This window comes from Ensifer sp. ENS08, from assembly GCF_014852195.1.
Taxonomy (GTDB): domain Bacteria; phylum Pseudomonadota; class Alphaproteobacteria; order Rhizobiales; family Rhizobiaceae; genus Ensifer; species Ensifer adhaerens.
This window is the reverse complement of the sequence record NZ_JACVBF010000003.1, coordinates 53,531-77,603: the sequence shown is the minus strand read 5'-3', so window position 1 is coordinate 77,603 and position 24,073 is coordinate 53,531. Positions and strand designations below refer to the sequence as shown.

Below are 24,073 nucleotides of genomic sequence, written 5' to 3'. Positions count from 1 at the left end.
GGTTCCCCTCATCTAAGCCACCATGGGGACGATAAGCTGATGCGTGTATCATCGATACGCATCAGCTTATAGTTTCAATCGACTTGGCGCTTGCGGACGACAGTCAAGCCTTCAGTGTCAAGCGCTCAAGGACCGTGGCCAACCCGCCGAGATCCGCAATCTCGCGAAAACGCGGATGGTCCTCCGGCTTATCGTGGTGTTCGAACGACCAGGTGAGCGCGTGCGGGACATAGACACCCCAGCTTCCGGCACCGAGTGCAGGCACGATATCCGACTTCAGCGAATTGCCGACCATCATGCTTTTCAGCGCTCCGTCGCCGTGACGTTTGAAGATGCGCTCGTAGGTGGCGACGGTCTTGTCGCTGACGATCTCGACGGCGTTGAAGTAGTCGCCAAGGCCGGAGGCGGCGAGCTTGCGCTCCTGGTCGAAGAGATCGCCCTTGGTGATCATGACGAGGCGAAAATGGCCGTGAAGCGCCTCGAGGGTTTCCTTGACATGCAGCAGCGGCTCGACCGGGTGCACGAGCATGTCGCGCCCAGCGGCGAGGATCTCGGCAATGACGGAGGAGGGCACCTTGCCATCGGTGACGTCGACGGCGGTTTCGACCATGGAGAGCACGAAGCCCTTGATGCCGAAGCCGTAGAGCCCAAGGTTGCGCTTCTCTGCGGCAAGCAGCCGGTCGGAGAGATGTTCGGTGTCGGTGTGCGGCCTCAGAAGCTCGGCGAAGCGCGCTTCCGTCAGCCGGAAGAACTGCTCGTTCTGCCAGAGTGTATCGTCGGCATCGAAGCCGACGGTCGTTACAGTATGGGGCATAATATTACGGTCCGGCAATCTTGAAGGGTTGGTCGACGCTGGCGCTTTTGCCGCTGTTGACGTCATTGAAGTGGAAGCGCAGCACATAGTCGCCGGCAGGCGCGCCGGAAACGTCGATGGTCAGCGTCGAATAGATTTCCTGGTTTCTGAGGTGGCCTGTGAAGGTGAAATCGCCGAACGCCTTCTGGCCGGCGAGCACGTCGCCCTTCGGATTGAGAATATCGAAATCCACGGTGAAGTGGCTTTCGAGTTGGCCTTTCGTTGCCGAATCCTTCCACGTGAGGCCGATCGGCTCGATATAGGAGATCAGCGACTCTCCCTCCTTGAAGACTGCGCCCTCGCGCGGATCGTACATGGCGTAGCCAGTCGGCGCCTTGGTCACGAAAACCGCCTTGCCGATCGCCAGCGGTAACGTTTGCGAAAAGTCGCTCATCGCCTGGCGGAGCAGGTCATGGGCTTTCGCCGCGTCGCCGGAAGCCGCGAGCTTTTCGGCCTGCACCGCCGCGTCGGCAAGCGGGCCTGCATGGGCCGCGAGACCAGCCGAAAGCGTCACGGCGGCGGTCAGCATCGCCAGACGACGTATATGTTTCACCATGACGTTCCCCCATCGCCGGTTTCGACCGACTTTCGGCATCTGCTGCACCGAGTCAAGACGATAGGGCCGCCAGGCGAATGGTCAATGCTTCCAGAAGACCGGCGTCAGGATTACCAGCACGGTCAGCACTTCGAGACGACCGAGCAGCATCATCAGCGACAGCAGATAGAGTTCGGGATCGCCGAGCGTCGAGAAGTTGCCGGCCGGCCCGATGATCGGACCAAGGCCCGGGCCGACATTGGAAAGGCAGGTAATGACGGCCGAAGTGGCGGTGACCAGATCGTAGCCGAGCGCGCCCATGGCGAGACTGCCGAGCACCCAGAGCAGCATATAGGTGATGAAGAACAGGAAGATGGAGCGCTGCGTGTCCGCGTCGACGGTGTTGCCGCCATAGCGCACCGCATAGATCGCATTGGGGTAGACGATCTTGTTCAAACCCGACCGGATCGCATTGAAGAGCACGATGAAGCGATAGGCCTTGATGCCACCGGCGGTCGAGCCGGAGCAACCGCCCATGAAGGTGGCGATGAAGGCTGCGATGACGACGAAGGGCCCCCAGAGGCTGTAGTCCTGGCTGGCATAGCCGCTGGTCGAGAGGATAGAGGTGATGTTGAAGAAGGAGTGTGCCAGCGCCAGATGGAATTCCACGCCATTGGCGAGCCGATGATAGACGGCAACGGCAATCGAGAAGGCCGAGAGATAGCCGAGGAACACGATGATCTGCGGGTCGCGCAGCGCATCCAGCCTGCCACGGGCGACCAGTACGATCAGGATCGAGAAGGGCAGGCTGCAGAGCGCCATGAAGAAGGTGGCGGTCCAGAGCAGCGGAATGCTGCCGAAATAGGCGAAGGATGCGTCATGGGTGGAAAAGCCACCCGTCGCCACCGTCGACATCGCGTGGTTGATCGCATCGAAGCGGTTCATGCCCGTCAGGAAATAGCCGATCGTGCAGAGAAGCGTGATGACGACATAGATCGCGAGGAAAGCGCGGCTGAAGCTCGCGAGCCGGGCAAAGGGTTTGTCGCCGGTGTCGGAGGATTCCATCTTGAAGAACGACATGCCGCCGACCCTGAGATAGGGGATGATGAACAGGCCGAGCACGACGATGCCGATGCCGCCGAGCCAGCACAAAAGTGACCGCCAGAGGAGGAGCCCGGGCGGCGCATCGTCCAGACCGACGATCACTGTCGCACCGGTCGTCGTGATGGCCGAGACGGATTCGAACAGTGCCTGGGCAAAATCGAGCTTCATCGATGACAGCCAGAGCGGGATCGCGCCGACAACCGAGAACACGGCCCACAGCATATTGACGAGAACAAAGCCGAACTTCTTGGAGAAGGGCGGCGGGCCCATGCGCGTCGCCATGAAGGTCGCAAGCGAAAGGCCGCCGACCATGAACGCCGAAGCGGCAAAGATCTGCCAATCCGAATGGCCGTAATAGAGATCGACCATCGCCGGCACCAACATGGCGCAGGCAAGATATATGCCGAGGATCGCCGAAATGTGCACGGCATGCCGGATCAGGGTTGCGTTCAAGCGCTTATTTCCCGGAAGAACAGTGTGGCCGTGCCGGTGGAACGGTCAGTGCGTCATTTTCAACGTCGGCCCGATTCGAGTCAAAGCCATGGCTTCGGGCGTTGCGATGTGCAATAGCGACGGCCAGCGACCAACTCAACGGAAGACCGCACGTGATGAAGCAGGATGTCGAAACCGCAACCGAAGCCTTGCGGGAGATCTTCCCGCCGACGCCGCTGCAGCTCAACGAGCATTTGAGCGCACGCTACGGTGCGAATATTTACCTGAAGCGCGAGGATCTTTCGCCGGTTCGCTCCTATAAGATCAGGGGCGCCTTCAACTTCTTCCGCAAGGCGATCGGTGCCGGCGCCTCGGGTAAGACCTTCGTCTGCGCCTCGGCCGGCAACCATGCCCAGGGCTTCGCCTTCGTCTGCCGCCATTTCGGCGTTCCGGGTGTCGTGTTCATGCCGGTGACGACGCCGCAGCAGAAGATCGACAAGACCAGGATGTTCGGCGGCGAGTTCATCACCATCAAGCTGGTCGGCGATATCTTCGACCAATGCTACAAGGCTGCCCGCGACCACGTGGAGGCGATCGGTGGCGTCATGGTGCCGCCTTTCGACCACGCCGACATCATCGAGGGACAGGCAAGCGTCGCGGCGGAAATTGCCTGGCAACTGCCGGAAGAGGTGGTTCCGGATCTCGTCGTGCTGCCGGTTGGCGGTGGCGGTCTTGCCGCCGGCGTCACCGGCTACCTCAAGGACAAGGTCGCGGCCGATCACTTCATCTTCTGCGAGCCGTCGGGTGCGCCGAGCCTGCGCGAAAGCCTGGAAACCGGCAGCGTCGTGACCCTCGATCAGGTCGACAACTTCGTCGACGGTGCCGCGGTTGGGCGCATCGGCGACCTCAATTTTGCGGCACTTCGGCGTTTCTCGCCTGACCAGGTCATGTTGCTATCGGAGAACGCGATTTGCCAGACAATCATCGACATGCTGAATGTCGAAGGCGTCGTGCTCGAGCCGGCTGGCGCTCTTTCGATCTCGGCGCTGGAAGCGCTGGGACCGGAGACGCTTGCGGGCAAGACGGTGGTCGCGGTCGTTTCCGGCGGCAACTTTGATTTCGAGCGCCTGCCTGACGTCAAGGAGCGGGCAATGCGCCACGCCGGCCTCAAGAAGTACTTCATCCTGCGCATGGCGCAGCGGCCGGGCGCGCTCCGCGACTTCCTCAACCTGCTCGGCGACGAGGACGATATCTCGCGCTTCGAATATCTGAAGAAGTCAGCGCGCAACTTCGGTTCCATCCTGATCGGCATCGAGACGAAACATGCCGAGAATTTCCCGGTGCTGAAGGCTCGCTTCGACGCCGCGGGGCTGCGCTACCAGGACATTACCGAGAACGAGATCCTTTCCAACCTCATCATCTGACGGGAGTGGGCGTCGCGGTCAATTATCGGCACTTAGGCTTTGACAGTGTTGGCCGCGGCGTCTAAGTCTTGGGCATGGCATCGTTTTTCTCGAAATTGTTCGGCCGTTCCGGCAACTCCGAAGACCAGGCGCAGGCAGCACCGGGGAAATCCGAGGCCTATGCGGATTGCACCATCCGTGCGACGCCGATGCGCGAGGGCTCGCAGTTCCGTCTGGCGGGCAACATCGAGAAGGTCTCGGCCGAAGGCGGCGCCAAGGTTCGCAGCTTCATCCGTGCCGATCTCTTCACGTCCGAGCAGGACGCGATCGACGCGGCGCTGCGCAAGGGGCGCCAGATCATCGACCAGACCGGCCCGTCGCTGTTTTCCGACGACGCCTCGTCGCGCCAGGTCTGAGCCGGCTTGTCTCTTCAAGATAATCTAATGTAAACATAAGCTTGCCTGTCGAAACTCATGTTTTTCGGTAGGAGTGCCGTGGGCTTGTGTCGGCGGTTCAGCCGGCTGATCGACTGCGCGCCAAGTGCGTGGGCCGCCGCGAGCGGCAGCCCACACTGATCGGTTGGGGGCTCAGAGCTTGATGCGGAAGCGCGCAAAACCTTCGGCGGCGTCGCCAGCGTCCTCGATCGTCACGCCCTTCACCTGTGCCAGGAACTGCCGTGCCTTCGGTCCACTGTCGAATGTCACGCTCGTCCCGGCGAGCGGAACGAAGGTCCAGTTGGCGTCGGCCGACGGATTGATCGTGCCCTGGTCGATGATGTAGCGCACCACCACATCGCGGTTGGTGTCGGGAGCCACGAACACCACCTTGTCGGCGGTGATGTCGGGGAAGTTGCCGCCGCCGCCGGCCCGGTAGTTGTTGGTGGCGACGACGAATTTCTGCGCCGGATCAATCGCTTGTCCATTGAACTGCAGGTTCTTGATGCGGTTCGAGGCGGCGTTGATCGTGTTGCCGTCCTTGTCGAACTTCGGCGGTACGGAAAGGTCGATCTGATAGGTGACCCCATCGATGACGTCGAAATTGTAGGACGGGAAGCCACCATTGATCAGCGGCGCGTCGGAAGCCCCCGGCTTGACCTCGTTAAAGATGCCGGCCGACATTTCCAGCCAGTTGCGCACCTGTTCGCCTGTTATGACCACGGCCTGCACCGTGTTCGGATAAAGGTAGAGATCGGCGACGTTCTTGATCGCGATGTCGCCGGCCGGAACGTCGGTGTAGTAATCGGCGCCGCCGCGGCCGCCGGCCTTGAAGGGGGCCGCGGCCGAAAGCACCGGCAGGTCGCGGTGCTCCGTTTCCTTCAGCATGTCCTTGATGTACCAGGTCTGCGCCTGGCTGACGATCTGGACCGACGGGTCGTCGGCAACCAGGGCGAAGTAGGAATAGAGCGGCGCGCTGGTCTTGCCGACGGGCGTGCGCACATAGGCAAGCGTCGCCTCGTGGTCCTTTTGTGCGGCGGCCAGAACGTCTTTTCGATCGGCGACTTCAGCCACGACTTTCTTTTCAACGCGCCGATAGATCGGCCGCGCTTCGCTTGTCGAGTTGACGACGCGCCAGGCGCCACCCTCACGCTCGATCAAGAGGTCGATCAGGCCGAGATGCGAACCCCAGAAGCCGCCCATGACGCCGGGCTTGCCGGAGATCAGGCCCTTCTTGTTGTCGACGCCGCCAACGCCGTCGAACTTCGGCCCAGGAAAATCGAGATGGCTGTGACCGGTGACGATCGCATCGATACCTTCGATCGCGGCGAGCGGAACGGATGCGTTCTCGAGGTTCTCCACATAGGCTTCCTGGCCAATGCCGGAGTGGGAGAGCGCCACGACGATGTCGGCGCCTTCCTCGCGCATCTGCGGCACCCAGGCTTCCGCCGCCTTGACGATGTCGCGGGCATTGGCCTTGCCCTCCAGGTGCTTGGCGTCCCAGGTCATGATCTGCGGCGGTACGAAGCCGATGAGACCGATGCGGATCTGATGCTCCTGGCCGGAACCGTCCTTCACCTTGCGGTCGAGGATGACATAGGGCTTCAGGAACAGCTTGTCCTCCCGCGCATTGGCGGCAAGCGCTCCCTTCGTCAGGTTGGCGCAGACGAGCGGGAAGTTCGCCCCGTTCAGCACCTTGAACATGAAGTCCAGGCCATAGTTGAATTCGTGGTTGCCGAGCGTGCCACAGTCATAGCCGAGCACGTTCATGGCCGCGACGATCGGGTGGAGATCGCCGTCCTTCATGCCACGCTGATAGGCGATGTAGTCGCCCATCGGGTTGCCCTGCAGGAAGTCGCCGTTGTCCACGAGGATGGAGTTGGTCGCTTCGGCGCGGATGGCGTCGATGATGGAGGCGGTGCGCGCAAGGCCGACCGTGTCGTTCGGCTTGTCGCCGTAATAGTCGTAGGGGAAGACGTGGACGTGCAGGTCCGTCGTTTCCATGATCCTGAGATGCGCCTGGTTGGCGGCAGCGCGAACCGAGAATGGATGCAACATGACGAGTGCCGAGGAGGCTGCGGCCCCCGCAAGAAGCGAGCGGCGCGTGAGGTTAAGCGGGGAAGTCATCGATGTCATGCGGTCCTCCATTGATCAAGAATGCGGGTCTTCATGGAAAAGGAATACAATTGGGGGTTTTGTTCGCTTGCGGGCGAACGACGGTGGGTTGGCGCTGAATATGCCGGAAAGCTGGCGTTTCCGAAAGCGGCAGATTTTCGCACTGAAAGGTCGAGCAACAGCGGACACCCGGTAAAGTTTTCTTCAAGTTTCCTGGTTAACGGTGCTTGAGGAAACGGAACCTTCTCAAGCACATGCCAAACGCCAACCTTATTCTCTTCGTCGGCGAGGCACTGGTCTACGTCACGGCGATGATCGGGCTTTTGCACCTTCGTGCCCGATTGGGTCTCGGCGTCTTTGTCGCCGCCCTTGGCGTCATGCACTTCATCGAAACCTATCTCGCTGCGGTCTTCTATGTGCAACTGCCGTTCGGTGTGATTTCTCCCGGATCGGCCGTGCTGTTCTCCGGCAAGCTGATGATGATCCTCCTCCTCTATGTGAAGGAGGACGCAGCAACGGTGCGCCAGCCGATCTATGGTCTGCTCGCCGGCAATTTCCTGACGGTGGCGCTCAGCCTTCTGCTGCGGCAGCACGATACGGTGTCGATCGTGGCGGAGCGCTCCGCCGACCTCGCCTTCATCGACGAGATGGGGTGGCTGATGGTCTGGGGAACGACGATCCTCTACTTCGATGCGCTGATGATCATCCTGCTCTATGAGCGCCTCGGGCGGTGGTTGCGTCACTTCGTGACCGTCCGTTTCCTCATCTGCGGTTTCGTGGTGCTCACCTTCGATCAGGCCGCCTTCTATGCGGCGCTGCGCTGGTGGAACGGCGCGCCGGCCGAGGTCTTCTGGGGCGGCTGGATGGCGAAAATGCTGGCAGCACCCTTCTATGCCATTGCCGTCGGGCTTTATCTCAACCTCTCGCGCCACCCGTCGCTTGCCATGTCGGACCGGCCGCTTGGCGACATCTTCAACACGCTGACCTTCCGTGAGCGCTATGAGGACCTCTTGTCGCGCTCCGGGCAGGACACGCTGACGGGCTCGCTCGACCGCAGCCGGTTCGAGGCCGAGGCACCGGCAATGCTGCGCGCCGCGAGCGCCGAAAACGCAGCCGTGACGCTGATGATCATCGACGTCGACCACTTCAAGGGTGTGAACGATCGATTTGGCCACCTGGAAGGGGACCGTGTGTTGCAGCGTCTGGTGGAAACGGTGAAGTCGAAATTGCGCCCGGTCGACCGGCTGTTTCGCTACGGCGGCGAGGAATTCGTGATCCTGTGTCCGGCAATGATGCATGCCGATGCGCTGCGCCGCGCCGAGGAGATCCGGATTGCGATCTCAGATCAGATTGCGACGCCGGACGGTCGCTCGGTTACGGCGAGTATCGGGCTTTCTTCGACGCCTGCCGATGGAGTCTCTGTCGAGGATTTACTGGCGCAGGCCGATCTGAGGCTCTACGCCGCCAAGGGACGCGGCCGCAATTGCGTCGTCGGCCGATAGGTTTTCGGCCGCTTTCAGATGCCGACATTCGGCCGATCGATGATTTCGCGCAGCGAGAAGCTGGAATTGATCTTCACCACATGGGGCAAGGCCGAAAGCCAGTCACGGTGAATGCGTTCGTAGTCTTGCAGATCCTTGGCCGCGACCCGCAGGATGTAGTCATATTCTCCCGACATCAGGTAGCAGACAAGCACGTTCGGACAGAGCTTTACCGCTGCCTCGAATTCGGCGAGCGTCTTTGCGAACTGCCCCGAGAGCGAAATATGCACGATGACCATGATCTGGTAGTCGAGCGCCTTGTGGGCGATCCGCGCATGGTATCCGGCGATCGTTCCCGATTTTTCCAGGATGTCGACGCGCCGAGAACAGGCGGACGGAGAGAGTCCGACCTTCGCTGCGAGGTCGGCATTCGAGATCCGGCCGTTCTGCTGAAGAATGCGCAGAATCGCATGATCGATGGCATCAAGTTCGCTCATTCGTGATTTCCCTCAATCCTGCGCCCATTGTCGCAACATTCTTCGAAATCAATGCGCGCTGGCTTTCGTCTTTGCAAGGACATTCGATTGTCGGCGTGTTTTGCTGATTGCCTCGTCAAAAGCGGCGCAAAGCCCAACAGGAGAGGAACGCAAGGATGCGTGTCGGTTGCCCGAAGGAAATCAAAAACCATGAATATCGTGTCGGCCTGACGCCCGGCTCGGTGCGTGAATATGTTGCCCATGGCCACGAGGTAATCGTGGAGACCAAGGCCGGGGCAGGGATCGGCGCGGACGACGATGCGTACCGTGCCGCTGGCGCGAAAATCGTCGCGACGGCGAAGGACGTGTTCGAAAAGTCGGACATGATCGTCAAGGTCAAGGAGCCGCAGCCCTCCGAATGGGCGCAGCTGCGCGAAGGCCAAATTCTCTATACCTATCTGCATCTTGCGCCCGATCCGGAACAGACCAAGGGCCTGTTGAATTCCGGCGTCACGGCGATTGCTTATGAAACCGTCACCGACGATCGCGGCGGCCTTCCGCTGCTTGCGCCGATGTCGGAAGTTGCCGGGCGCTTGGCGATCCAGGCCGGTGCTACCTCGCTGCAAAAGGCCAATGGTGGCCGCGGTATCCTGCTCGGTGGCGTGCCGGGCGTGCTGCCGGCCAAGGTGACCGTCATCGGCGGCGGTGTCGTCGGCCTGCATGCCGCCCGCATGGCGGCGGGTCTTGGCGCTGACGTCAGCATCATCGATCGCTCGATCCCGCGTCTGCGCCAGCTCGACGATCTCTTTGCCGGCCGCGTGCACACGCGCTATTCGACCATCGACGCGCTGGAAGAGGAAGTGTTTTCAGCCGATCTTGTCATCGGCGCCGTGCTCATCCCGGGGGCAGCAGCACCAAAGCTTGTGACCCGCGAAATGCTGACCGGCATGAAGAAGGGGGCCGTCATCGTCGATGTCGCCATCGACCAGGGCGGCTGCTTCGAAACCTCGCATGCCACGACCCATTCCGATCCGACGTATGAAGTCGACGGCATCGTGCATTACTGCGTTGCGAACATGCCGGGTGCCGTGCCGGTGACCTCGGCGCATGCGCTCAACAACGCGACACTGCATTATGGTCTGCAGCTCGCCGACAAGGGCCTGAAAGCGATTGCCGAAGACCGGCATCTGCGCGCCGGCCTCAACGTGCACCGCGGTCGCGTCACCAACGCACCCGTCGCCGAAGCGCTCGGGTATGATGCCTATGCGCCGGAGGCGGTGCTGAACGTCGCCTGACGGAATGATCCAGCGGCCCGGCGAGCGATGCCGGGCCGATTGCCACGAAGGCGTCAGGCGGTGACGATCCGGCACTGGTAGCAGTTGTACTTGGTCGAGCGCACATGGATGGCTGAAATGTCGGATCGTGCCAGCAGTTCATTCGCTCGAGTTTCAAGCTGTTCCCTGGCGATTACATCACCGGTCCCATAGACGATCCGTTCGTCGGGGCCGTAGCCGCGCAGGAGATAGCTGTCACGAGAGCTCAGGATCGGCGGCAGTGTTTCGCCATCATGCGCCGGGCACGCCTCGGCGTGCATGAACACCGGGCCGGTTTCCGCATAAGGCTGCAATGAGGAAAACGGTCGAAGCGCGAAAACCAAATAGGGCGCGCCGGCTTCGACATAATCCAGGCAATGACGGCACGGTACGCCGTCGCCATCGGAGATCTGTCGCTCCGGCGCATTGCCATAGGCGTCCAGCCCGCCCTCTCTCATCCGGCGGGCTTCCGCGTCAGACATCGGAATATAGCGCAGCGACATGGTGTATCTCCTTGATCAGCTTGTATTGTTCGATCAGGAGAGTGCACCGGCCGCAGCCATCGGGACACCCGGAACTTGCCGGATGGTGTTCGTCAGAGGTTTTTCACCAGGCTCAGAAGCTCGGCATCGGTCAAAGGCTCGACCGTGGCCTCGCGGGTCGCGACTGGCGAGAAGCCGAATTGCTGATAGAGCTGCAGCGCGCGGGGATGGTCGAGATTGTTGGTGGTCACCTTCAGCTTGCTCGGATTCAGCGCCCAGGCGGCAAACAGCGTCTGCAGCAGGAACCATTTGCCGAGGCCGAGGCCAAGTGCGTGTTCCATCAGCCCGAAATGTACAAGCTCGACCACATCGTCGTCGCCCTGATGCAGTTCGAAGAATCCGGCCGGCGCGCCGTTGACGTAAAGAACCGTCACGCTCCTCCGCTTGTCGCCAAGCAGTGCTGCCAGATCCTCGTCGCTCATCCGCAGCCGTTCGGTCCAGTGCCAGCGACGTCCGACGCGCAGATAGAGAAACCGATAGTAGCCGAGCGGAATGTCGGAGACGCGCAGGATCGCCGTCTGGATATTGACCGGCATCGGCAGGCTCTGCTTCGGCGGAGCGGTCATTTCGAGTTCGGTGACGTGCGCCGTCAGTGAGGCGAGCTTCGGAGGGCGCATGGCGTCACTCGCGACCTGTGACGACGGCGGTGTCGGTGCGGCCACCCCATTCCGACCAGGATCCGTCATAGAGCGTGTTGTCGGTGTGGCCGAGCGACTGTAGCGCCAGGGTGATGATGGCGGCAGTTACGCCCGATCCGCAGGTCGTGACCACGGGCTTCGAAAGATCGACGCCGGCCGCTGCGAAGGTCTGGCGGAGGCTTTCAAGATCCTTGAGCTTCCCGTTTTCCGAAAAGACGCCGGAAGGAAGGCTGTGGGCGCCGGGCATGTGACCGGAACGAAGGCCGGCACGCGGCTCGGCTTCCTCGCCATAAAAACGCGGGGCGCCACGGGCATCGGCGATCTGGATCGCGCCGTCGGCGACGATCTGCTTCATTCCGGCCAAGGAGGTAACGGCGCTGGGCGTAAAGCTCGGCTTGAACGTGGCCGGCTTGGGCGAGGGGACATCCGTGCTGACGGGTCGGCCTTCCCGGTTCCAGCCGTCCATGCCGCCATCGAGCACATAGACATTCTTGGCACCCATGATGCGGAGTTCCCACCAGACGCGCGGCGCCGTCATGATGCCCGGGCCGTCATAGACGACGATCGTATCCGTCTCGCTGACGCCAAGCGTGCCGACGGCTTCAGCAAAGGCTTCCGGCGAAGGCAGCGTATGCGGCAGGCCGCTCGTATGGTCGGCAATGGCATCCTGGTCGAAGAAGACAGCACCGGGAATGTGGCCGGCGTCGTATTCCGCCTTCGGGTTGCGCTTCTGTGCCGGCAGGTACCACGACGCGTCGAGGATCCGGATCGACGGATCGCCGAGGCGCTCCTGCAGCCAATCGGCGGAAACGACAAAGGCGCTCTTGTTGTTGGTCACGGTCGCAACTCCTTACTCAAACTGATGCGCGGTCTTCGGCGGTGCCGAAGCGGATACGGAACCGGCGGTTCTCCTTACCCTTCTTCTCGATCTTGGCGATGTGGATGGCGCCGACTTCCTGCGTCTCCGACACATGCGTACCGCCGCAGGGCTGGCTGTCGACCGCCGAGTTCTCGCCGATGCAGACAAGGCTGACGCGCCCAAGGCCGATCGGCGGGCGAACATTCTTCGACTTGACGATGCCGGGGTTGGCGGCCAACTCGTCGTCGGTAATCCACTGGACGTAAACGGGGTGGTTTTCGTCGACGAGCTTCATCAGCGCTGTTGTGACCTCGTCCCGGTCGATCGTCTCGTTCATGTCGAAATCGACACGGCTCTCGTCCTCGCCGACCGACGCTCCGGTGATCGGGAAGGGGCAGACGACCGAAAGCAGATGGCAGGCCGTGTGCATGCGCATCAGCCGGTAGCGGCGCGGCCAGTCGATGTGCAGAACCAGCTTCTCGCCGATCTCGGGCGCCGGCTGGCCCTCGGCCGGCACATGGATGATGATATCCTTGGTCTCCCCATGGCGGGCGACCGCGATGTCGATGCGGCTGCCATCGGCGCGCTCCAGAAAACCCGTGTCGCCAGGCTGGCCGCCGGAGGTGGCATAGAAGCAGGTCTGATCAAGCTCGATCCCGCCACCTTCGAGGATTCCGGTGACGCTGGCCTCACATGTCGAGAGGTAGAAGTCGTCACGGAAGAGGGCAGTCACGGTCCTGGTCATCGCATTCCTATCCAACTGATTCGTATGGCACTGCAATGTTGGAAGCCGTCTTCAACCACGTCGGCACCGGCAGCCCCTTGGAGGCGAGGAAGTCCGGGTTGAAGAGCTTCGACTGATAGCGGTTACCATAGTCGCACAGGATCGTCACGATCGTATGTCCCGGCCCGAGGTCCTTGGCGAGCCGCACGGCCCCGGCGATGTTGATGCCCGTCGAGCCACCCACGCAAATGCCTTCCCGTTCGATCAGGTCGAAGACGTAAGGCACGGCTTCCGAATCGGGAATCTGGTACGAGAAGTCGGGTGTGAAGCCTTCCAGATTGGCGGTGATTCGGCCCTGGCCGATGCCCTCGGTGATCGAGCTTCCTTCGGATTTCAGTTCGCCATTGGCGTAGAAATTGTAGAGGGCCGCACCTTGCGGGTCCGCCAGGCCGATCTTGACCGCGGGGTTCTTGGCTCTGAGGCCCTGGGCGACGCCGGCCAGCGTGCCGCCGGAGCCGACGGCGCAGATGAAGCCGTCGACCTTGCCGTCCGTGTCGCGCCAGATCTCGGGCGCCGTGGACTCCACATGGGCGTCACGGTTGGCGACGTTGTCGAACTGGTTGGCCCAGATCGCCCCGTTTGGCTCGGTCTTGGCCAGTTGCTCGGCGAGGCGGCCGGAGATCTTCACGTAGTTGTTGGGGTTCTTGTAGGGAACGGCCGGCACTTCGACCAGCTCGGCGCCGAGCAGCCGCAGGGCGTCCTTCTTTTCCTGGCTCTGGGTTTCCGGAATGACGATGACGGTGCGGTAGCCGAGCGCCTGGCCGACCAGCGCCAGGCCGATGCCGGTATTGCCGGCCGTACCTTCGACGATGACACCGCCCGGCCGCAACTGGCCGGTGCGCTCCGCATGGCGAATGATCCAGAGCGCCGCGCGGTCCTTCACCGATTGTCCGGGGTTCAGAAACTCGGCCTTGCCGAGGATCGTGCAGCCTGTCGCGTCGGATACGGATTTCAGCCGGATCAGAGGCGTGTTTCCGATTGCTTCGAGCACGGACGGGAGAATGGCCATTTTCAGAACCTCGTGTTTGAGGACAGGCACCGCGGTAAGGCGGCACGTACCAGGTAAAAGCGAACGGCGGCCAGCGAATATCGACAACGTTCCGGGACCGCCGAAATGTTGGCGTGTTTTCGGCTCAGCCTGCACTTCAGGCAAGAAATAGCGTTTCGCCGTCGCTCTGTCCCGAACAAAAATCGTCTCCAGGGACTGCGAGAGCCGGCGGCAAGGAGCGCTGCCGCGAAGAAGGGCCGGGCAAGTCATTTTTCGCCCACAGAAGGAGATGCGTACGTGTTTCCCGGCGCGTGCCGAGGAGTGAGTGATGAGTATTCAATCTACGAAATCGGAACAGAAACTGGCTTGGGTGACGGGCGCAAGCTCGGGAACCGGGCGGGCACTGGCGCTCGCGCTGGTGCGGGAAGGCTATTCCGTCGTCGTGACGGCGAGAAACCACGACAGGCTCGTGGACCTGCAGCATGAAGCAGCAAGCGAAGGGCGGATCACCGTGCTCGACGGCGATGTCACTGACCCTGCCGACATGGAGCGGGTGATGGCGGCGATCGAATATGATCACGGGCACCTTTCGCTCGTGGTGCTGAACGCCGGGGTCGCGCTGCCGGTGCGCGGAGACGAGCTTCACCGCGAGGCCTTCGAGAAGAGCTTTGCCGTCAACCTCAACGGCGTCGTCAACTGTCTCTTGCCGGCGGTGGACCACATGAAGACGCAGGGGTACGGACACATCGCCATCGTCTCGTCGGTGGCCGGCTACGGCGGACTGCCGACCAGTGCCGCCTATGGCGCCACCAAGGCCGCGCTGATCAATATGGCGGAAAGCCTGAAGTTCGATCTCGACCGGCTCGGCGTCCGGCTGCAGATCATCAGCCCCGGCTTCGTCGATACGCCCGGGACCGCGCGCATTCGCTTTCTGCGACCGGCGCCGGTGAACAGTGAAGAGGCGGCAAGGCGCATCGTTGCCGGCCTGAAGTCGCGAAGGTTCGAAATTGCCTTCCCACGCCGGTTTGCCTACGCGGTGAAGCTCATGGACCTGCTGCCCTACAGCCTCTATTTCCGCCTGCTGAACTGGCTGACCCGCGGTAAGGCGGAGGCCATGGAAGGACAGAAGTGTGCCGGACCCGGCGGGCGCCCGCGTCAGGCGGTGTGAAGCACCAGCACCGCGCCGAAGATGAGCGCCAGTCCGACCCAGCCGATCGGCTTCAGCTTCTGACCGAACAGCAAGCGGCCGCAGATGGCCGTCCCGAAGATCCCGGTTGCGCCAAGTACGGCATAGGCGATGGCGAGCTCCATGCCCTTGATGGCTTCCGCCAGGAAGGCAAAGGCGGCGAGCACTAGCAGAATCGAAAGGATGCCCCAGCCGCGGCGGGCGAACCCTTCCGATTTCGTCGAGGCGAGGTTGGCCGCAATATCGAGGATGCCGGCCACGACCGCGAGAACGAAGTAGATGCTAGGCGCGCTCATCGGCGGCTCCTTCACGCGCTGCCTCGTCCTCGTCATGATACTCGCCGGCATTGACGAGCAGGATGCCGACGATCGCCATCGAAAGCCCGAGCATTTCGCGTCCGGTCAGCACATGGCCGAAGACGAAAACCGAAACCAGGGTGATGATGGCGACGCCCGAACCTTCCCAGATCGCATAGGCGACGCCGACCGATATCGTCTTCACCGCCTTTGCCAGGAAGACGTAGGAGAGTGCGATCGAGACATACATGACGATGTGGCCGAGATAGGAGCCGCTTTCGGAAGCGGCCTTCATCACCGTCAGGCCCACCACTTCGGTCGCGATGGCGAGCGCGAGGAAAAACCATGCAAGACGCATGCTGTACCTTTGAACAGAAACTTGGATCGACCGCCTCTTAAGCGCTACGGGTGACGCGGTAAAGACGCGCCGTGCGCTTCACTCGAAGACGATCTGCCGGACGTCGATGTTGCGGGCACGGAACCCGGCCTCGCAGTAGTAGAAGTAGAACTCCCACAGCCGCTTGAAGCGCAGGTCGAAGCCGAGCGGCTCGATCCTGTTCCAGACCGCCCAGAACCGCTCCCGCCATTCGCCGAGTGTGCGGGCATAGTCGACGCCAAAGCCGAAGTCGTTGATCATCCGCAGGCCGACATTGCGGCCAAGCTCGACCAGATGCTCGCGCGTTGGCAGCATGCCGCCCGGGAAGACGTATTTCTGGATGAAATCCGGATTGGAACGATACTCCTCGTAGGATTCGGGCTTGATCGTGATGATCTGCAGTCCGGCCTTGCCCCCGGGTTTCAGGCACCGCTTCAGCTGCGAGAAATAGGTTGCCCAGAATTTTTCGCCGACGGCCTCGAACATCTCGATCGAGACGATGCGGTCATAGGTACCCTTTTCTTCACGATAGTCCTGGAACTTCAATTCGACCCGGTCGGCAAGGCCCGCACGCTGCATGCGTTCGCGTGCGAAGGCCAGTTGCTCGCGGCTGATCGTCAGCCCCGTGACCTTGCAGCCGATTTCCGCTGCCGCAAATTCGGCAAAGCCGCCCCAGCCGCAGCCGATCTCAAGCACATGATCGCCGGTGCGCAGGTTCGTCGCTTCCGCGAGCGCGCGGTATTTGGCTTTCTGCGCTGAGCGAAGATCATTGGCGCCCGTTGCATAAAGCGCAGACGAATAGGTCATGCTCGGATCCAGCCATTCGCTGTAGAAGGCGTTGCCGAGGTCGTAATGGGCCGAGATGTTGCGGCGCGCGCCGGAGTGGGTGTTGGCATTGCGCCAGTGCAGGAACTTGTCGAAAAGGCGCAGGAGCCCGCGCGCACGGTTCGGAAAATTCCTGCCGATTTCGGCATTGACGAGGAACAGTTCGAGAAAGGCGCCGACATCGGGACTGTCCCAGTCGCCGTCGATGTAGCTTTCCGCAGCCCCGATGGTGCCGCCCGAGATAGCACGCTGCGGCAGGTTCCAGTTGTTGAGGTTGAGGATGGCGCTGGGGCCGGCCCTGGCGCCTTTGATCACCAGCCTGCGGCCGTCTGGCGTGGCGAGCATCAACGTTCCCACCTGAAGGTGCACCAGGGCGCCAAGCACCATGCGCGCCTTGAGCGGAAATTCCCGCACGGCCGTCGCCAGATTTTCGGAAGATAGCTCCACCGCACCGGCAAATGCAGCAAAATCGGCTTCCAGGTTACGCATACACCACCCCCTCAGCTGTTGCATCCGTAACGTGAGCCTAGCCGCAATCGGGCGGGACGCCAACTGAGGAATTCTACCGGAGGCTCTACGTCTCTTCAGAAACTCCCGGTGCGCTTGTGATCTGCCGGAAGGCTGCCAGTGCCCGATCGCGGGCAAGGGCATGGTCGACGATCGGTTTCGGGTAGGTCGTGCCGAGTTCGATGCCGGCTTCGGCAAGGGTCGTGGCGGGCGCTGCAAAGGGGCGATGGACATAGCGCGGGTGGAGGCGCTCCAGCTCCGGCACGAAGCGTTTCACATAGAGACCGTCGGGATCGAATTTCTCCCCTTGCAGGAGCGGGTTGAAGATGCGGAAGAACGGTGCGGCGTCCGCGCCCGATCCGGCGACCCATTGCCAGCTTGCGGCATTGTTGGCCGGATCCGCGTCGACCAGCGTGTCACGGAACCAGGCTTCTCCCTTGCGCCAGTCGACGAGCAGGTCCTTGATGAGAAAGGAGGCGACAATCATGCGAACGCGATTGTGCATGTAGCCGTGGCGCCATAGCTGGCGCATGCCGGCATCGACGATCGGATATCCGGTGAGCCCGCTGGTCCATCGAGTAAAATCGTCCTCGTCGTTCAGCCAATGGAAGCGGTCGAATCGACGGTCGAGGTTGCGGCGGCCAAGCTCAGGATAATGAAACAGCAGATGATAGGAGAATTCGCGCCAGGCGAGTTCCTTGCGGAAGGTGGCCGCCCCTTCGCCGCTATCGGCCTGGGGCCCAGCTGCCGCATGCCAGGCCTGCGCCGGCGAAATTTCGCCAAAGGCGAGATGAGGCGAGAGCAGGGATGTGCCATCCGCGTCGGGAATGTCGCGGCAGCGTTTGTAGGCGTCGAGCTTCTCATCGACGAATTCTTCGAGACGGGTGGCCGCACCGTCTTCGCCCGGCGTCCAGACCTCGCTGAATGTCGCCGCCCAGTCCGGTTTCGTCGGCAGCAGCGACCAGTCGTCAAGGCGTTCCGATCGCGGCCATGCTCCCGGGGCTGCGATATGGCGCGGCCGGTCGATCGGCGGTGCCAGCTCGTTTTTCAGTTCGAGCGCGCGCCAGAACGGCGTGAACACGCGGTAGGGGCCGCCCGTCGTCGTCAGCAGCCGCATGGGCTCATGCAGCAATTGTCCTGCAAAGCTCTCCGCGATGATTCCCCGCTCGGCCAGCGCCTTCTTGAGCGCGGTATCCGTGGCGATGCCGTTCGGGTCGTAGCGCCGGTTCCAGTAGATGCGCTCCGCACCGCTTGCGTGCGCAATCTCGACAATCACGTCAAGCGGCGCGGCTGATCGAAGAACGAGGCGAGAAGCGTGCCGCGCGAGACTTGCGCCCAAGGCCTCGAGCGAATGGTGCAGCCACCACGCCTGCGCCGCCCCGAGCGGACCGTTGCCGCTGTCGGCGGGTTCGCGAATATAGAGGGGAATGACGGCTGCCTCGCCGGCGGCAGCCGAGAGGGCGCGATTGTCGGCCAGGCGGAGATCCTTGCGGAACCAGACGATGATGGGCGGCGCCGCGGCCTTTGTCATGAAGAACCATCGGGAGGTTGGGGATTGATCACCTGGAGAACATAGGTGCAAAATGAAAAAGAGCCATTCGCATCGCTGCAAATGGCTCTTTTAGAAAGTGGCTCCCCGGGCCGGATTCGAACCGGCGACCTGTCGATTAACAGTCGAATGCTCTACCGCTGAGCTACCAGGGATCATCCGCGCCGCTGTTGTGCTGTGCGCTTCAGAAGTGAGGCTGCTAATACGCATGCTTTTCTGATTTGCCAAGCGCTTTTTTCAAAAAAAATGACAAGTTCCGTTGCGAGGCTGTGGAGAAGTCCCCAATTGTGGGAAAACACGCCGGATAGGGAATGATGAATAAAAACAGGAAGCAGACGCATTTCGGCATTGATCCGCAAACACGACAGATCGTGCTGGGCAAATGGCGTATCGCGCTGCCCGACTCTCCGCTGCTGCGCATCCTGCTGGGTTCGCTGCTGGTGTTCTGCGGTTTTCTCGGTTTCCTGCCCGTGCTGGGCTTCTGGATGATACCGTTGGGCCTGATCGTGCTTTCCCACGACATTCCCTCGGTTCGCCGCCGCCGTCGTCGTCTGGCCGTCTGGTGGGCGCGCTGGCGCGGGAAGGCCAACTCCTCGAACGGCTCCTGAGCCGGACGCCGATTTAACGATCTTGTTGTCGAGGCAGGGCGGTCGGCAGTTTTCGGTTCCTCGCGGCCGTCCCGTACCAATTCCGAATCTCTCAACAAGGGCCGTGGCCGCGCAGGCGAATGACCGGTTCCTCGCGGTCTTCCCCTCTGTTGGGGTGCCCTCGAAAACTTTTCGGCAACCCATCAAACGCATAATGCGGTCTCGAATCAGGATGGGGACCGATGGCCAAAGCCACTACGAAACGTCGACGCCGCAGTTCGGGCCGAAGCACCAGCAAACAGGGCGGCATGGCGCCGTGGTATCTGGCCGCAGCGCTCACCCTTGGCGGCGTCATGGCCTACGACCATCGCGCCGATTTGCGGCACTGGCCGGTGGTTTCGGATGTCATGGCCCTTGCATCGCGATCGGAAACGAAGCCGAAGCCTCAGCGCGCGGTTCCTGAAGCGCAGGAGCGCGTTGCGCAGCAGGCGGATAGGCACAAACCAAATCCGAAGCCCAACCCGGCGACGAAGGTTGTCCTGGCCGCCCCGGTGCCGTCGGTGAATGTCGGCGTCACGCCGCCAACCCCTCTCGTGCGGCCCAATGAAGAGGTGAAGACGGCATCCATCCGTACCGATCAGTTCTATTTTTGCGGCATTCGCAACGACAACTGCGTGATCGATGGCGCGACCTTCGTCTTCCATGGCGAGACGATCCGCGTCGCCGATGTCGATGCACCGCGAATCCGCCAGGCAAGCTGCGACAAGGAGCGTTCGCGCGGCTTCTACGCCAAGCAGCGCCTGCGCGAATTGCTGAATGCAGGCGACTTCAGGCTGATCTCGGCGGGAGGGCGATCAGATGCCAAGGCCGGCGAGAAACTGCGCCTGGTCACCCGCGGTGACCAATCTCTTGGACGTGTACTCGTTTCCGAGGGGCTCGTGCGGCCGTGGGAAGGGCGCCCGACGCCCTGGTGCTGAGATCAGCTGGGAGACGATCGGCGGACATCGTCGATCGTTCTGTGGAAAGTATCCGTCCTGCAATTCGACGGCGCGTTTTTCAGAAAATGCCTCTTGCGGTTTTTCTGCAATCATTCTAAATCCGCGCCAACGCTTGGTTATCCGAGCTGTGAGGCCTCGTGGCGGAGTGGTGACGCAGAGGACTGCAAATCCTTGTACCCCGGTTCAATTCCGGGCGAGGCCTCCAATAATCTCACCTCGTTAAATTTGGTTTGGCGTTCTGCCTTAGGGCAGCGCGGTAAAATTCGCGACACGTCCGCGCAAGCCACGTCTCCTATGCCTCCGTCGGATCTTATCGCTTCGGTGAATTCGGTAGAGGGGGAACGATGACTCCGCTGAGATCAACCGCATCGGTAGCGTCCGTCAACATTAAGAACGGAGGCAATGGCATCAATGAAAAAGAGACTGATCCTGACGGCGTTGGCGTGTTTTGCGGCGACCGCTATGGAGGCGCGCGCGGACGACCTGGTTTTCCAGCTGAAGAACAACACCGGCGCGGTACTGACGAATTTCTATACGTCGCCGGTCGGCGTCAATGAATGGGAAGACGATGTTTTCGGTCGGCAGGTCCTGAACCCCGGCGAGAGCATGGAGATCACCATTGCCGACGGGCGGGACGTCTGCAAATACGACATGCGATTCGAATTCGAGGAAGGCTCGGCCCTCGATACGACCGAGGACACGCAGGATCTCTGCGAACTCGGCGAATACACGATCCACGAATAAGCGATCTGGATTTCAGGTCGCCTTAAATGGAAAGAGCCTCGCCACTTTCAGTGGCGAGGCTCTTTTGATTCGGCGTTCTGCCTGGAATTCAATGGTAGCGGCGGATCAGCCCGACGAGCTTGCCCTGGATTTTCACGCGATCCGGTCCGAAAATGCGCGTCTCGTAGGCGGGGTTGGCCGCTTCGAGCGCAATCGACGCGCCCTTGCGACGGAAGCGCTTCAGCGTCGCTTCCTCGTCGTCCACGAGCGCCACGATGATGTCGCCGGGATTGGCCGAGTTGCCGTTGCGGATGATCACCGTGTCGCCATCGAAGATGCCGGCCTCGATCATCGAATCGCCCTTTACTTCGAGGGCGTAATGCTCGCCGCTGCCGATCATGTCGAGCGGAACGGTAATGTCATGGGTGTTGTTCTGGATCGCCGAGATCGGCACGCCGGCAGCGATGCGGCCCATCACCGGGACGGAAACAGACGTGCTTTCGGCGACCGGCGCCGGCTTCGGCGTGGCAGGAGCGGCGGCCGGCGGCTTTCCGAGGCTGCCCTCGATCACGCTCGGCGAGAAGCCTCTGCGCGGCTGTTGCTGGCCGGCGGCGTAGGCTTCCGGAAGCTTGATGACTTCGAGCGCGCGCGCCCGGTTCGGCAACCGGCGAATGAACCCGCGTTCTTCGAGCGCCGTGATCAAACGGTGAATGCCGGACTTCGACGCCAGGTCGAGCGCATCCTTCATTTCATCGAAAGACGGCGGTACGCCCGACTCCTTCATGCGTTCGTGGATGAACAGAAGCAATTCCTGTTGCTTGCGGGTCAGCATGGCACGTCGCTCCAGAGGCGTGAAACAAATCAAGAACAGACACTATCTGTTCCATATGTGTTCCGCAAGTGCCTAAAATTCCGTGAATTCAGGCAATTGGCTGCTTCTGTGGGGGTCGATTGGTCACTTTTGCGGGAGCGGGGCGGTTTTCGGCGACGGTTGCGTCCCAAAACAGCGCCGGGCAGGCCGGTCGCGCGCGTGATTCGAACGAATCGCGGCTCTCTTCGCGGAGAGACTTAAGTCGCTTGCGAGGCCGAGCAGGCGTCTTCGAACTCCTTCACCGTCTCGGCGCTGTTGTCTTCCGGAAGCACTGCGTCGGCCGCATCGGTCGCAACGGGCGTATCGCCGTCATAAACGAAGGACTGGATGTAGAACGCGAGCGCGCCCTTCCAAACATTGCGTCCATCGATCTGATGGCACGGTACGGCCCGTTCGAAATCGGTCTGGAGTTCATCCACCGTCGCGGCACTGAGCTTGACGTCAGGCATATTGGGCGATGCGACTATCGAAGCGAGAAGCAGGGCGGCAAGCACGGTGATCGTCCACTTGATGAAGGGGTGGGACTAAGGGTTGGTAAACGATGTGAACCGCGCTTTCGTTCCGAAGTCCAGCAAGCATGGCGATCACTCTGCCATGTTCAACAGCTCTTTGCCCGCAGGCTGTGGCTGATTTGCGCCAGCCGCTCCATCTCGACCTCGTCTCGGCCGTTCTTCATGGACCGGCGCGGAGAATGCATCGGAGCTGCCAGCTTTCGCATCGGGCCTGGGGCGCGCAAAAATCCCTGCGGGGAAGGGCCTTCACCGTCTCGACAGGCCTCTAAAAAAAGATAACTTTGCGTGGAAAGTGGGGTGGTTGCATGCATAGATTGTCGTTGGTGGTGCTCGGCCTGTTGCTCACGGCTGGAGCGGCGTCTGCCGAAGAAGGGCGTTCGAATATCTGGAAACGGATCAACGCCTGGACGGTGGGATCCGATCCTTCCCTGGGAGGCTCGTGTTACGCGGCGACGAGCTATGACGCCGGCGCTATCCTTCGTATCGGCTTTTATCCGCGGGGATCGACGAACCTGGCGTTTCTTTCGATCGGCAATGCCGAATGGAAATCCATCGAGCCGCAGCGGGAATACGATGTTGCCTTGCAGCTCGACCGTGGTCGTCAGTGGCCGGCCGTTGCGTTCGGTGTTGATCTGACCGGCGCCAAGGCCCTTGTCGTCAACTTTTCCAACACCGACTTCTTTACCGAATTCGTTCGCAAGAACACCTTGGCGCTGGCCTTCGAGGGGCGCGTCGTCGCGAGCCTCAGCCTGCGTGATTCGATGAAGGCGGTAAGCGAGATGTTCAAGTGCCAGGAGGCGGTGAGCGCCTTGATCCCGAATGGCGGTCAGGGAGCGGCGAACGATCCCTTTGCGGGCGCCGGTGGCAATGCGCCGAACAACGATCCCTTTGCCGGCGGCGGCCAGACCAAGTCATCGAAAGATCCTTTCGCCATGTGATGGGCAGTCCGCTTGCCGCGGAGAGGTGAATATTCCTAAAATATTGCCTGGGATCGGCTAGGCACCCTCGACAGCGATGCGGGGACCTATCAAAATGCGGGCAAACGGGGGTTTTGCATGCGTAGATTGCTGGTCGGATTGGTAAGCTGTCTGATCGCCGCGGGATCGGCCGCGGCTGAGGAGTCCGAAATCATCAAGTGGAAGGATGTCGACGGCTGGACCGTTGCTTCCGACACCTCGATGGAGGGCTCCTGCTTCATCTCGTCGGTATTCGACGGCGGGGTCACCTTGCGCCTTGGGTTCTATCCCAAGGGCTCCGAGTCGCCGCTCTATATGAGCTTCGCCAGCGACGACTGGAGGTCGCTCGAGGTCGGCAAAGAGTACGACCTGACCTTCCGCTTCGACAAGACCGATCCATGGAGCGCCTCGGCGACCGCTGCCGGTGATGCGAGCGGAAAGTTTCTGTTCGTGAACGTCACCGACGCCGAGTTCCTGACGGGCTTCGTGCGCAAGCGGGCCTTGGCCATCGCGTTTGAAGATCGCGTCATCGCAAATCTCAGCCTGCGCGGCACCGGCCCGGCGGCCGACGAGTTGATGAAGTGCCAGAGGGCGGTCGACGAGATCATCGCCGACGAGGGCCGCAAGTCCAAGGAGAAGAAAGCCGACCCGTTCAGTGCACCGAGCGAGAAGCGATCGGCGCGGGATCCGTTCAGCCTCTGAAAACAGGTGGCCACGGGATCGGGCAGCG

Annotated in this window: 26 protein-coding genes and 2 tRNA genes; 11 read left to right on the top strand and 17 right to left on the bottom strand. The window is 61.6% G+C overall.

Translation table 11 applies throughout. From position 1 onward, the window contains the following. Window positions 1-103 precede the first annotated feature (103 nt). The 3 genes from IB272_RS10335 to IB272_RS10325 all read right to left on the bottom strand — a co-directional run bounded on the left by IB272_RS10335 (window position 104) and on the right by IB272_RS10325 (window position 2,945). A complete protein-coding gene (locus IB272_RS10335) occupies window positions 104-814 on the bottom strand; it encodes an HAD family hydrolase (RefSeq protein WP_060582159.1) in 711 nt (236 codons plus the stop codon). Window positions 815-818: 4 nt separating this feature from the next. Continuing rightward, window positions 819-1,409 (bottom strand): hypothetical protein, encoded by a 591-nt coding sequence (locus IB272_RS10330; protein ID WP_034791097.1) that lies wholly within the window; start codon window positions 1,407-1,409, stop codon window positions 819-821. 81 nt (window positions 1,410-1,490) lie between these two features. Beyond that, a complete protein-coding gene (locus tag IB272_RS10325) occupies window positions 1,491-2,945 on the bottom strand; it encodes a TrkH family potassium uptake protein (RefSeq protein WP_034791099.1) in 1,455 nt (484 codons plus the stop codon). 155 nt (window positions 2,946-3,100) lie between these two features. Here IB272_RS10325 and ilvA point away from each other — a divergent pair, with 155 nt between their 5' ends. Then, window positions 3,101-4,348: a threonine ammonia-lyase gene (ilvA, locus tag IB272_RS10320; RefSeq protein ID WP_034791101.1), complete on the top strand. Its 1,248-nt coding sequence runs from the start codon at window positions 3,101-3,103 to the stop codon at window positions 4,346-4,348. Between the two features lie 74 nt (window positions 4,349-4,422). Then, window positions 4,423-4,743: an HlyU family transcriptional regulator gene (locus tag IB272_RS10315; RefSeq protein WP_113135722.1), complete on the top strand. Its 321-nt coding sequence runs from the start codon at window positions 4,423-4,425 to the stop codon at window positions 4,741-4,743. Window positions 4,744-4,914: 171 nt separating this feature from the next. Here IB272_RS10315 and IB272_RS10310 read toward each other — a convergent pair whose 3' ends face one another. Next, on the bottom strand, window positions 4,915-6,888 hold the full coding sequence (locus tag IB272_RS10310) for a bifunctional 2',3'-cyclic-nucleotide 2'-phosphodiesterase/3'-nucleotidase (RefSeq protein WP_060582200.1): 1,974 nt from the start codon (window positions 6,886-6,888) through the stop codon (window positions 4,915-4,917). A 242-nt stretch (window positions 6,889-7,130) separates the two neighbouring features. Here IB272_RS10310 and IB272_RS10305 point away from each other — a divergent pair, with 242 nt between their 5' ends. Next, the gene (locus IB272_RS10305) at window positions 7,131-8,378 is read left to right on the top strand and encodes a GGDEF domain-containing protein (protein WP_034791114.1); all 1,248 of its coding nucleotides are present in this window, start codon (window positions 7,131-7,133) and stop codon (window positions 8,376-8,378) included. Between the two features lie 14 nt (window positions 8,379-8,392). Here the strand turns inward: IB272_RS10305 and IB272_RS10300 are convergent, their stop codons facing one another. Continuing rightward, on the bottom strand, window positions 8,393-8,854 hold the full coding sequence (locus tag IB272_RS10300) for an Lrp/AsnC family transcriptional regulator (protein WP_034791115.1): 462 nt from the start codon (window positions 8,852-8,854) through the stop codon (window positions 8,393-8,395). Window positions 8,855-9,009: 155 nt separating this feature from the next. Between IB272_RS10300 and ald the strand changes: the two genes are divergently transcribed. Then, the gene (gene ald / locus IB272_RS10295) at window positions 9,010-10,128 is read left to right on the top strand and encodes an alanine dehydrogenase (protein WP_034791117.1); all 1,119 of its coding nucleotides are present in this window, start codon (window positions 9,010-9,012) and stop codon (window positions 10,126-10,128) included. Window positions 10,129-10,181: 53 nt separating this feature from the next. On the opposite strand, the gene IB272_RS10290 is transcribed toward ald, so the two are convergent. The 5 genes from IB272_RS10290 to IB272_RS10275 form a co-directional block, all read right to left on the bottom strand. Next, entirely contained in the window at window positions 10,182-10,649 is a 468-nt protein-coding gene (locus tag IB272_RS10290) for a DUF1203 domain-containing protein (protein ID WP_192444383.1), read from the bottom strand. A gap of 92 nt (window positions 10,650-10,741) precedes the next feature. After that, on the bottom strand, window positions 10,742-11,305 hold the full coding sequence (locus IB272_RS34875; RefSeq protein WP_034791121.1) for a GNAT family N-acetyltransferase: 564 nt from the start codon (window positions 11,303-11,305) through the stop codon (window positions 10,742-10,744). A 4-nt stretch (window positions 11,306-11,309) separates the two neighbouring features. After that, window positions 11,310-12,164: a 3-mercaptopyruvate sulfurtransferase gene (gene sseA / locus IB272_RS34870; RefSeq protein ID WP_226020680.1), complete on the bottom strand. Its 855-nt coding sequence runs from the start codon at window positions 12,162-12,164 to the stop codon at window positions 11,310-11,312. A 16-nt stretch (window positions 12,165-12,180) separates the two neighbouring features. Further along, complete coding sequence (locus tag IB272_RS10280; protein ID WP_060517098.1) at window positions 12,181-12,930, bottom strand: alanyl-tRNA editing protein; 750 nt, start codon at window positions 12,928-12,930, stop codon at window positions 12,181-12,183. 7 nt (window positions 12,931-12,937) lie between these two features. After that, on the bottom strand, window positions 12,938-13,978 hold the full coding sequence (locus tag IB272_RS10275) for a cysteine synthase A (protein WP_060517101.1): 1,041 nt from the start codon (window positions 13,976-13,978) through the stop codon (window positions 12,938-12,940). A 304-nt stretch (window positions 13,979-14,282) separates the two neighbouring features. Here IB272_RS10275 and IB272_RS10270 point away from each other — a divergent pair, with 304 nt between their 5' ends. Then, complete coding sequence (locus tag IB272_RS10270) at window positions 14,283-15,125, top strand: SDR family NAD(P)-dependent oxidoreductase (protein ID WP_192444382.1); 843 nt, start codon at window positions 14,283-14,285, stop codon at window positions 15,123-15,125. Here the strand turns inward: IB272_RS10270 and IB272_RS10265 are convergent. From IB272_RS10265 to IB272_RS10245, 5 genes are all read right to left on the bottom strand, one after another. Continuing rightward, window positions 15,113-15,439: an SMR family transporter gene (locus IB272_RS10265; RefSeq protein ID WP_060517103.1), complete on the bottom strand. Its 327-nt coding sequence runs from the start codon at window positions 15,437-15,439 to the stop codon at window positions 15,113-15,115. The genes IB272_RS10270 and IB272_RS10265 overlap by 13 nt on opposite strands. Further along, a complete protein-coding gene (locus IB272_RS10260) occupies window positions 15,426-15,797 on the bottom strand; it encodes an SMR family transporter (protein ID WP_060517105.1) in 372 nt (123 codons plus the stop codon). The genes IB272_RS10265 and IB272_RS10260 overlap by 14 nt, the downstream gene beginning before the upstream one ends. A gap of 78 nt (window positions 15,798-15,875) precedes the next feature. Next, entirely contained in the window at window positions 15,876-17,129 is a 1,254-nt protein-coding gene (locus IB272_RS10255; protein ID WP_113544639.1) for a cyclopropane-fatty-acyl-phospholipid synthase family protein, read from the bottom strand. 85 nt (window positions 17,130-17,214) lie between these two features. Further along, window positions 17,215-18,678 carry a deoxyribodipyrimidine photo-lyase gene (locus IB272_RS10250; RefSeq protein ID WP_060517109.1) on the bottom strand — a complete coding sequence of 488 codons (1,464 nt, stop codon included), beginning with the start codon at window positions 18,676-18,678 and terminating at the stop codon, window positions 17,215-17,217. A gap of 98 nt (window positions 18,679-18,776) precedes the next feature. Beyond that, window positions 18,777-18,851, bottom strand: a tRNA-Asn gene (locus tag IB272_RS10245). 159 nt (window positions 18,852-19,010) lie between these two features. On the opposite strand from IB272_RS10245, the gene IB272_RS10240 reads away from it, so the two are divergent. The 4 genes from IB272_RS10240 to IB272_RS10225 all read left to right on the top strand — a co-directional run bounded on the left by IB272_RS10240 (window position 19,011) and on the right by IB272_RS10225 (window position 21,025). Beyond that, window positions 19,011-19,304, top strand: a complete 294-nt coding sequence (locus IB272_RS10240; RefSeq protein WP_034791391.1) for a hypothetical protein — start codon at window positions 19,011-19,013, stop codon at window positions 19,302-19,304. A gap of 221 nt (window positions 19,305-19,525) precedes the next feature. Further along, a complete protein-coding gene (locus IB272_RS10235) occupies window positions 19,526-20,260 on the top strand; it encodes a thermonuclease family protein (protein ID WP_192444381.1) in 735 nt (244 codons plus the stop codon). Window positions 20,261-20,412: 152 nt separating this feature from the next. After that, a tRNA-Cys gene (locus tag IB272_RS10230) sits at window positions 20,413-20,486 on the top strand. 206 nt (window positions 20,487-20,692) lie between these two features. After that, on the top strand, window positions 20,693-21,025 hold the full coding sequence (locus IB272_RS10225) for a hypothetical protein (RefSeq protein ID WP_089045904.1): 333 nt from the start codon (window positions 20,693-20,695) through the stop codon (window positions 21,023-21,025). Window positions 21,026-21,113: 88 nt separating this feature from the next. On the opposite strand, the gene lexA is transcribed toward IB272_RS10225, so the two are convergent. Both lexA and IB272_RS10215 read right to left on the bottom strand, forming a co-directional pair. Beyond that, the gene (lexA, locus tag IB272_RS10220; protein ID WP_034791199.1) at window positions 21,114-21,836 is read right to left on the bottom strand and encodes a transcriptional repressor LexA; all 723 of its coding nucleotides are present in this window, start codon (window positions 21,834-21,836) and stop codon (window positions 21,114-21,116) included. Between the two features lie 236 nt (window positions 21,837-22,072). Then, window positions 22,073-22,369: a hypothetical protein gene (locus tag IB272_RS10215; protein ID WP_034791202.1), complete on the bottom strand. Its 297-nt coding sequence runs from the start codon at window positions 22,367-22,369 to the stop codon at window positions 22,073-22,075. A 323-nt stretch (window positions 22,370-22,692) separates the two neighbouring features. On the opposite strand from IB272_RS10215, the gene IB272_RS10210 reads away from it, so the two are divergent. Next, window positions 22,693-23,325, top strand: a complete 633-nt coding sequence (locus tag IB272_RS10210; RefSeq protein ID WP_060517113.1) for a hypothetical protein — start codon at window positions 22,693-22,695, stop codon at window positions 23,323-23,325. Window positions 23,326-23,451: 126 nt separating this feature from the next. Next, window positions 23,452-24,045 carry a hypothetical protein gene (locus tag IB272_RS10205; RefSeq protein WP_060582150.1) on the top strand — a complete coding sequence of 198 codons (594 nt, stop codon included), beginning with the start codon at window positions 23,452-23,454 and terminating at the stop codon, window positions 24,043-24,045. Window positions 24,046-24,073 lie beyond the last annotated feature (28 nt).

Bases quoted from the DNA above. Each gene is read 5' to 3' on its own strand.
- IB272_RS10255 (WP_113544639.1), bottom strand. From the start codon at position 17,129: ATGCGTAACCTGGAAGCCGATTTTGCTGCATTTGCCGGTGCGGTGGAG.
- IB272_RS10235 (WP_192444381.1), top strand. From the start codon at position 19,526: ATGGCCAAAGCCACTACGAAACGTCGACGCCGCAGTTCGGGCCGAAGC.
- IB272_RS10240 (WP_034791391.1), top strand. From the start codon at position 19,011: ATGAATAAAAACAGGAAGCAGACGCATTTCGGCATTGATCCGCAAACA.
- IB272_RS10330 (WP_034791097.1), bottom strand. From the start codon at position 1,409: ATGGTGAAACATATACGTCGTCTGGCGATGCTGACCGCCGCCGTGACG.
- IB272_RS10275 (WP_060517101.1), bottom strand. From the start codon at position 13,978: ATGGCCATTCTCCCGTCCGTGCTCGAAGCAATCGGAAACACGCCTCTG.
- IB272_RS10310 (WP_060582200.1), bottom strand. From the start codon at position 6,888: ATGACTTCCCCGCTTAACCTCACGCGCCGCTCGCTTCTTGCGGGGGCC.
- lexA (WP_034791199.1), bottom strand. From the start codon at position 21,836: ATGCTGACCCGCAAGCAACAGGAATTGCTTCTGTTCATCCACGAACGC.
- IB272_RS10305 (WP_034791114.1), top strand. From the start codon at position 7,131: ATGCCAAACGCCAACCTTATTCTCTTCGTCGGCGAGGCACTGGTCTAC.
- IB272_RS10260 (WP_060517105.1), bottom strand. From the start codon at position 15,797: ATGCGTCTTGCATGGTTTTTCCTCGCGCTCGCCATCGCGACCGAAGTG.
- IB272_RS10265 (WP_060517103.1), bottom strand. From the start codon at position 15,439: ATGAGCGCGCCTAGCATCTACTTCGTTCTCGCGGTCGTGGCCGGCATC.
- IB272_RS10210 (WP_060517113.1), top strand. From the start codon at position 22,693: ATGCATAGATTGTCGTTGGTGGTGCTCGGCCTGTTGCTCACGGCTGGA.
- ilvA (WP_034791101.1), top strand. From the start codon at position 3,101: ATGAAGCAGGATGTCGAAACCGCAACCGAAGCCTTGCGGGAGATCTTC.
- IB272_RS10280 (WP_060517098.1), bottom strand. From the start codon at position 12,930: ATGACCAGGACCGTGACTGCCCTCTTCCGTGACGACTTCTACCTCTCG.
- IB272_RS10250 (WP_060517109.1), bottom strand. From the start codon at position 18,678: ATGACAAAGGCCGCGGCGCCGCCCATCATCGTCTGGTTCCGCAAGGAT.
- IB272_RS10290 (WP_192444383.1), bottom strand. From the start codon at position 10,649: ATGTCGCTGCGCTATATTCCGATGTCTGACGCGGAAGCCCGCCGGATG.
- IB272_RS10300 (WP_034791115.1), bottom strand. From the start codon at position 8,854: ATGAGCGAACTTGATGCCATCGATCATGCGATTCTGCGCATTCTTCAG.
- IB272_RS34875 (WP_034791121.1), bottom strand. From the start codon at position 11,305: ATGCGCCCTCCGAAGCTCGCCTCACTGACGGCGCACGTCACCGAACTC.
- IB272_RS10335 (WP_060582159.1), bottom strand. From the start codon at position 814: ATGCCCCATACTGTAACGACCGTCGGCTTCGATGCCGACGATACACTC.
- IB272_RS10225 (WP_089045904.1), top strand. From the start codon at position 20,693: ATGAAAAAGAGACTGATCCTGACGGCGTTGGCGTGTTTTGCGGCGACC.
- IB272_RS10315 (WP_113135722.1), top strand. From the start codon at position 4,423: ATGGCATCGTTTTTCTCGAAATTGTTCGGCCGTTCCGGCAACTCCGAA.
- ald (WP_034791117.1), top strand. From the start codon at position 9,010: ATGCGTGTCGGTTGCCCGAAGGAAATCAAAAACCATGAATATCGTGTC.